This window comes from Streptomyces sp. NPDC059456, from assembly GCF_042750055.1.
Lineage (GTDB): Bacteria > Actinomycetota > Actinomycetes > Streptomycetales > Streptomycetaceae > Streptomyces.
Window position 1 is genome coordinate 1 of the sequence record NZ_JBHYVA010000360.1, and the last position, 7,294, is coordinate 7,294.

Sequence of the window (7,294 nt, forward strand, 5' to 3'; positions counted from 1 at the left end):
GGCGGGGGCGGCGGACGGGGGTGGGGGGGGCGGGGGTGGCAACGCGGGGGCGGGGGAACCTGCGCGGGGGGGGGGCGGGGGGACGGGCACCCCCGGCAAGGGCCGCCGGGGGCGGCCCCGGGGGGCCCCCTCACTCCGCACGCACGGCTCAGGGGGCGGACGTCAGGAACATCCCCGTCTGGTCCGCCCCGGGGGTGTTCTTGCAGCTGGAGGCGGAGGCCGCCGGCTGGGCGAGCGCCAGGTTCAGGCAGCGGCCGACCGCGAGCTGGCCGAAGTAGTTGGGGTGCATGTCCTCTTGGACGGGCCCCTGCGTCTCGCTGCTGTCGATCCAGCGCGCCCACTCGCTCGTCTTCGCCGACGCGGGCGCCGAGGTGCTCACCAGCTTGCTGGCCTTCGCGCACACCTCACGGCCCTGCAGCATGTCCCGCAGGTCCAGGAACTGCACGCCCTTGGCGGCGGCGACCCCCTTCAGGCGGTTGGCGAGCTGGGGCACGAGCGAGTCGCGCGCCCAGTCCGAGTCCCGGTTCCAGAAGGGGCAGCCGCCCGTGTTGAGGCGGCTCCAGTCGCTCTGGGTGTACCGGTTCTCCGCGCCGCGCGGGATCGGCGAGGGGTAGGACTGGAGCACGATCCGGTACGAGGAGTCGGTGTACCCGGCGGCCCGCATCACGGCGCGGATCTCGTCCACCGACTTGCCGACGTTCGCCATGACGCCGTCGATCTTCTGGTCGACCCCGGCCTGCTGGTCGTCGTAGCAGTACGAGTTCCACAGGACGAAGTCGAGCGCGCAGTCCTTGATGATGTCGGCGAAGCCGAGGTCGTTGCCGCCGATGGACAGGGCGATGACCTTGACGTTGTTCGCGGCGGCCACGGCGGCGAGCTGATCGGCCTGCGGGGCCTCGCCCTTGAAGGGCACGCCGCCGTTGGAGGCGCGGAAGACGTTCTCGGAAGTGGCCCCGGAGCAGGCCAGGTTCACGGCCACGTCGGCGACGGACCCGGCGCTCCTGACCTCGGCGGAGTCGGAGCGGTGACAGCCGTCCGAGGTGGTCCCGTACACCTTCGTGGGGTCGTAGGTGCTCCCGGAGACCCAAGCGCGGTCGGTCCCGGTGCGATTGCCGGTGTTGGTCAGGCTGTTGCCCTTCCAGCGGCCGCCCTCGCCGGAGATGTAGCTGTCGCCCATGGACACCACGGCGGTGGGCCCGGTCCCGGGGCTGGCCACGGAGGTTCCCGCGGAACCGGCGACCAGGGCGCCGACGGCGAGCGGCAGAACCACCCCGACCCCGGCGAGTCGTCGCACTCGACTGCGGGACCGGTCCTTGCTGGCGTTGCGGAATCCGATCACTGCGGAACTCCTGCGGTAGGCCATGGCAAAGCCGGAGTGAACTCCGGTGCATGGCTGGGGAAGTGGGGGTACCGCCGGCCGGTGGCATCGGAAAGGTGACATGGGGCACGTTGTTACCGCTAGGTAGCCGCAGATTACGATGACGTAACGACCGACCGGTCGTTCGGCGCCGGGCGCCCGGCGGCGGGCGCGGGAACGACTCCGCCCCCGGTGCCTGGGGCAGCGGGGGCGGAGACGGTTCGACTGCTGTGCGAATCAGCCGAAGCGGGGTGGTCAGCCGACGAGCTGTTCGTACGCCGGGAGGGTGAGGAAGTCCGCGTAGTCGGCGTCCAGGGAGACCTGGAGCAGGAGGTCGTGGGCCTGCTGCCACTTTCCGGCCGCGAACGCCTCCTCGCCGATCTCGGCGCGGAGGGCGGCCAGTTCCCCGGCGGCGATCTCGCGGGTCAGCTCGGCGGTGGCGGTCACGGGTGCGCCGTCGTGCTCGAACACGACACCGGCGTTGATCCACTGCCAGATCTGCGAGCGGGAGATCTCGGCGGTGGCCGCGTCCTCCATCAGGCCGAAGATGCCGACGGCGCCCAAGCCGCGCAGCCAGGCCTCGATGTAGCGGATGCCGACCTGGACCGCGTTGCGCAGGCCCTCGTACGTCGGCTTCGCGTCGAGCGAGTCGATCGCGATGAGCTCACCGGGGGCCACCGCGACGTCCTCGCGGAGCCGGTCCTTCTGGTTGGGCTTCTCGCCGAGGACCGCGTCGAACGAGGCCATCGCGATCGGCACCAGGTCGGGGTGGGCGACCCACGAGCCGTCGAAGCCGTCGCCCGCCTCGCGGTCCTTGTCGGCCTTGACCTTCTCGAACGCGATCCGGTTGGCCTCGGCGTCCTTGCGGGAGGGGATGAAGGCCGCCATGCCGCCGATGGCGTGCGCGCCGCGCTTGTGGCAGGTGCGGACCAGGAGTTCGGTGTACGCCCGCATGAACGGGGCCGTCATCGTGACCGCGTTGCGGTCCGGGAGGACGAACTTCTCGCCGCCGTCGCGGAAGTTCTTCACGATCGAGAACAGGTAGTCCCAGCGGCCCGCGTTCAGGCCCGCCGCGTGGTCGCGCAGCTCGTAGAGGATCTCCTCCATCTCGTACGCGGCCGTGATGGTCTCGATCAGGACGGTCGCGCGGACCGTGCCCTGCGGGATGCCGACGTAGTCCTGGGAGAAGACGAAGATCTCGTTCCAGAGGCGCGCCTCCAGGTGCGACTCCGTCTTCGGCAGGTAGAAGTACGGGCCCTTGCCGAGCTCGATGAGGCGCTTGGCGTTGTGGAAGAAGTACAGGCCGAAGTCGACCAGCGCGCCGGGGACCGGACGGCCGTCGACCTGGAGGTGACGCTCCTCCAGGTGCCAGCCGCGCGGGCGCATCACGACGGTCGCCAGCTGCTCGGCCGGCTTCAGGGCGTACGACTTGCCCGTGCGCGGGTCGGTGAAGTCGATGCGGCGCTCGTAGGCGTCGATGAGGTTGAGCTGGCCGAGGACGACGTTCTCCCAGGTGGGAGCGGAGGCGTCCTCGAAGTCGGCGAGCCAGACCCTGGCGCCCGAGTTCAGGGCGTTGACGGTCATCTTGCGGTCGGTCGGGCCGGTGATCTCCACGCGGCGGTCGTTCAGCGCGGCCGGCGCCGGCGCGACCTTCCAGTCGCCCTCGCGGACCTGTGCGGTGTCCGGGAGGAAGTCGAGGTGGGAGGTGCGGGCGATCTCGGCGCGGCGCTCGCCGCGGCGGGCGAGGAGCTCGTCGCGGCGGGGCGTGAACCGCCGGTGGAGCTCGGCCACGAAGGCGAGGGCCGCCTCGGTCAGGACTTCGTCCTGCCGGGGCAGGTGCTCGGCGTCGACGATGGCCGGCGATGACGGCGCTGGTGCGGACATATCTGTCACTCCTTCAGCGGCGGTGCCTGGCGGCCGCGGGGGAATGCTCGCGCAGGGCGGCACGCAGTGCCGCCGGGTGTGGAGAGTTCCGGGATACGGTCGCGGGCGCCGTCTGGGGGTTCAGGGCGCTTCTGACCAGTGGATAGTAATTTCCTTATGGTGGAAGTTCAATGGTTTGTTGATGTCGAGATTCTCCGGGTCGACAGACCCCGGCGCCCGGTGGCCCTCAGTGCCACGTCCGTCACTGCCCGCTCATCCGCGACCCGACCGCCGCTCAAGCCAGTCGTGCCAGGTCGGGCGGGGTGTCGATGTCGAAGGGCTCGGCGACGTCCCCGCACTCCACCAGGGTGAGCTCGTCCGCGTGTTCTGTCAGGTGCACCCGCGCGCCCTTGTCCCCCGTCGCCGTCGCCGCGATGTCCGCCCAGCGGTCCGCGCCGAAGAGCACCGGATGGCCCCGCTCCCCGCCGTAGGCCGCGGCCACCAGACTCGCGGGGGAGCGGTAGGCCTCCCGGACCCGGGCCACGGCCGCGGGCCCGATGCCCGGCTGGTCCACCAGCGAGACGAGGGCCGCGTCGGCCCCCGTACCGGCCAGCGAGGCGAGGCCGACGCGCAGCGAGGAGCCCATGCCCTGCGCCCAGTCGGGGTTGTCCACGACCACGCAGCCGGTCAGGTCCGCCCGCTCGCGGACCTCGGCCGCGGAGGCGCCGAGCACCACGTGGAGCGGACCGCAGCCCGCCTCGCGCAGCACCCGTACCGCGTTCTCGACCAGCGGGCGGCCGTGGTGGGCGAGCAGGGCCTTGGGGTGGCCGCCCAGCCGGCGCCCGCCGCCCGCGGCGAGGAGCAGGCCCGCGATCACGGGACCAGGGGGCGGGGACTGGGGGGCTGGGGTCGCGTGGGATGGCATGACAGCGATTCTCGCCCCTGCGCCTGCCGCCCCTGCGCCTGCCGCGTCTGCGCCGCCGTGCGGGGCCGCCGCGCCAGCAGGCGCCGTACGGCCGCCAGCGCGGCCCCGAGGCGCAGCGGCTCGGAGATCCGGTGCTCGGCCGCAGCGGCCAGGGCGCGTTCTGCGCGGTCGGTCAGCGGGTACGTCATGGCGGTCTCCTTGCCAATCGGGGGCCAATACCGCGAGTCTGAAGGCCGATTGGCCTGGTCGGCAAAGCCAATCAGGGGAGGTTGGCATGGCAAACGGGCGAGTCGTCCAGACGGCGGACAGAACCCTCGGCAGTCGTCAGCTCGCGGCACTGCTGCCCTCCGAGGTGCTGGCCCGCCCCGGATACCGGGCCCTCGCCGACGCCGTGTGGACCCTGATCCTCGACGGCCGGATCGCCCTGCGCGTACGGCTGCCCGCCGAGCGCGAGCTCGCCGAGGCGCTCGGCGCCAGCCGGGCCACCGTCACCGGGGCCTACGACCTGCTGCGCGAGAGCGGCTACGTCCGCAGCCGGCGCGGCTCCGGTACCTGGACCGAACTCCCCGACGGCCACGGCCCGGTCGGCGCACACCTGATCGTCGGCTCCGGGGGCTACCAGGCCGACGGCGACCCCGGCATCGACCTGGCCATCGCCGCCATGGGCGCCCCCGCGGACAGCCTCGCCGAGGCCCTGGCCTGGGCCGCGCCCAGGCTGCCGGGACTCGCCCGGAGCCCCGGCTACCACCCCTTCGGGCTGCCCGACCTGCGCCGCGCCGTGGCCGAGCGGTTCACCCGGCGCGGGCTGGCGACCCGCCCCGAGCAGATCCTGGTCACGGCCGGTGCCCAGCAGGCGTTCTCGCTGGTCGTGAACCTGCTGTGCGGGCCGGGGGACCGGGTCGTGACCGAGAGCCCCACGTACGCGAACGCCCTCGACGCCCTGCGGCACGCGCGGCTGCGCACCGGGTCGATCGCCGTGTCCGACGCGGGCTGGGACATGGAGATCGCCGAGTCCACCCTGCGCCAGACCGTGCCGAGGCTGGCGTACGCGGTCCCGGACTTCCACAACCCGACGGGCCTGCTCATGCCGCCGGAGCAGCGGCTGCGGCTGCTGTCGGCGACGCGGCGGACCGGGACCTGGCTCGTGGTCGACGAGACCATCGCCGACATAGCCCTGGACGTGCCGCCGCCCGCGCCGCTGGCCTCGCTGGCGCCCCGGGGCACGGCGGACCACGTGGTGACGATCGGCTCGCTCAGCAAGACGCACTGGGGCGGGCTGCGGGTGGGCTGGGTACGGGCCACCGCGAAGATGATCACGGAGCTGGCGGCGGTGAAGGTGGCCGCCGACATGACGGGCTCGGTACTGGACCAGCTGGTCGCACTACCCTTGCTGGACGGCCTGGACCGGACCCTGCCGGACCGCCTCGCACAGCTGCGGCGGCAGCGGGAGGCACTCGTGCGCGCCCTGGAGCGGCACACTCCGGAGTGGTCGTGGCAGCTGCCCCCGGGCGGGCTGTCCCTCTGGGTGGACCTGGGGGAGCCGGTCAGCTCGGCGCTGGCGGAGCGGGCGGCGGCCGACGGGGTGCACATCGGGCGCGGCGCCCGCTTCGGGGTCGATCCCGGGACGTTCGAGCACCGGCTGCGGATCCCGTACACGCTCGGTCCGGAGCGCTTGGACGAGGCGGTACGACGCCTCGCGGCGGCCTTCCACGACGGGGTTCCGCTCGCTCCGGCGGTGGACCGGCCGCACTGGGTGGCCTAGGGGGCGGCTTTCGGGCCAGGGGGCCCGGCCGGTCCTGGCGGGGCCCCGGGGCCTTCGGATCAGGCCGGCGTACGGAAGCGCGCGTCGGCCGCCGGGGCCGTCTCCGGCGATCGGTTACCGGGTGCGGCTACCGGGTGCGGATCAGGCGGCGGGTGGCGGCCGCGGCCACCGCCGAGGTGCGGGAGTCGACGCCGAGCTTCGCGTAGACGTGCACCAGGTGGGACTTGACCGTGGCCTGGCTCAGGAAGAGCTCCTTCGAGATCTGCTGGTTCGACAGCCCGTCCGCGACCAGCTGGAGCACCTCCAGCTCCCGCTTCGTCAGCGACTCCGCGGGCGTGCGCATCCGGTCCATCAGGCGCAGCGCCACCGCGGGGGCCAGCGCCGACTGCCCCGCCGCCGCCGTGCGCACGGCGGCCGCCAGCTCCTCCGGCGGGGCGTCCTTCAGCAGGTAGCCCGAGGCGCCCGCCTCGACCGCCGCCAGGATGTCCGCGTCCGTGTCGTACGTGGTCAGCACCAGGACCCGGGGCGCCCCCGGCCGGGCGGTGATCGCCGCGGTCGCCGCCGAACCGTGCAGGCCCGTACCGAACTGGAGGTCCATCAGGACCACGTCCACCGGCTCGGAGGCGGCCAGTTCCACCGCCCGCTCGGCCGTGGCGGCCTCCGCGACCACCGTGAAGTCCGGCTCGGTGTCCAGCACCGCGCGCAGCCCGGCCCGGACCACCGGGTGGTCGTCGGCCAGCAGCAGGCGGATCGTCATCAGGGTGCCTCCAGGGGCAGCGGCAGGGTGACGGCCACGGCGGTGCCCTGGCCCGGTGCGGACTCCACGGTGAACAGCCCGCCCAGCGTCTCGGCCCGGGACCGCATCGCCGGCAGCCCGAACCCGCCCTCGCCGGAGGGCGCCGACGACGGATCGAAGCCGGTCCCGTCGTCCACGACGTCCAGCGTCACCGAGGCGTCCATGAAGGTCAGGGTGATCTCGGCGCGCCCGGCCCCCGCGTGGCGCACCACATTGGCCAGCGCCGACTGCGCGATCCGCAGCAGGGCCACCTCGTACGGGGTGGGCAGGACCCGCGGCGTGCCGCTGAGGCAGAAGCGGACGCGCGGCCCCGGAGCCGCCGTGCACAGCCGCTCCAGCGCGGCGGCGAGGGAGCCGTGTTCCAGGTCCGGCGGGGTGAGCGCCCGTACGAAGCGGCGCGCCTCGGCGAGGTTCTCCTGGGCGGCCTCCCGGGCCGCGCCGATGTGCGCCAGCGCTGCCGCGCGGGGGTCGACAGGATGTTCCGCGGCTGCACCGGCCGCGCCGGCGGCGGCTGCGCCCGCTGCGCCGGCGGCCTAGGCGTCGCCCCGCCCTGCCGGCGACCCCGGGCGCCCCCCCCGGGCCGGCACCGCC

General features: G+C 73.8%; 6 protein-coding genes and 1 pseudogene. 1 reads left to right on the top strand and 6 read right to left on the bottom strand.

What is annotated here, in order from left to right; translation table 11 throughout:
• Window positions 1-148: 148 nt before the first annotated feature.
• The 4 genes from ACFXA3_RS26660 to ACFXA3_RS26675 form a co-directional block, all read right to left on the bottom strand.
• The gene (locus ACFXA3_RS26660) at window positions 149-1,339 is read right to left on the bottom strand and encodes a GDSL-type esterase/lipase family protein (protein ID WP_385190839.1); all 1,191 of its coding nucleotides are present in this window, start codon (window positions 1,337-1,339) and stop codon (window positions 149-151) included.
• A 273-nt stretch (window positions 1,340-1,612) separates the two neighbouring features.
• Window positions 1,613-3,241, bottom strand: a complete 1,629-nt coding sequence (aceB, locus tag ACFXA3_RS26665; RefSeq protein WP_385190841.1) for a malate synthase A — start codon at window positions 3,239-3,241, stop codon at window positions 1,613-1,615.
• Window positions 3,242-3,515: 274 nt separating this feature from the next.
• Window positions 3,516-4,145 (bottom strand): NTP transferase domain-containing protein, encoded by a 630-nt coding sequence (locus ACFXA3_RS26670; protein ID WP_385190842.1) that lies wholly within the window; start codon window positions 4,143-4,145, stop codon window positions 3,516-3,518.
• Window positions 4,094-4,333, bottom strand: coding sequence for a hypothetical protein (locus tag ACFXA3_RS26675; protein WP_385190844.1), 240 nt, complete (start codon window positions 4,331-4,333; stop codon window positions 4,094-4,096). The genes ACFXA3_RS26670 and ACFXA3_RS26675 overlap by 52 nt, the downstream gene beginning before the upstream one ends.
• A gap of 86 nt (window positions 4,334-4,419) precedes the next feature.
• Between ACFXA3_RS26675 and ACFXA3_RS26680 the strand changes: the two genes are divergently transcribed.
• A complete protein-coding gene (locus ACFXA3_RS26680) occupies window positions 4,420-5,907 on the top strand; it encodes a PLP-dependent aminotransferase family protein (protein ID WP_385190846.1) in 1,488 nt (495 codons plus the stop codon).
• Between the two features lie 127 nt (window positions 5,908-6,034).
• Here the strand turns inward: ACFXA3_RS26680 and ACFXA3_RS26685 are convergent, their stop codons facing one another.
• Window positions 6,035-6,664, bottom strand: a complete 630-nt coding sequence (locus ACFXA3_RS26685) for a response regulator (protein WP_385190847.1) — start codon at window positions 6,662-6,664, stop codon at window positions 6,035-6,037.
• Window positions 6,664-7,152: pseudogene (locus tag ACFXA3_RS26690) on the bottom strand (sensor histidine kinase); the annotation flags it as partial. The gene ACFXA3_RS26685 and the pseudogene ACFXA3_RS26690, both read right to left, overlap by 1 nt.
• Window positions 7,153-7,294 lie beyond the last annotated feature (142 nt).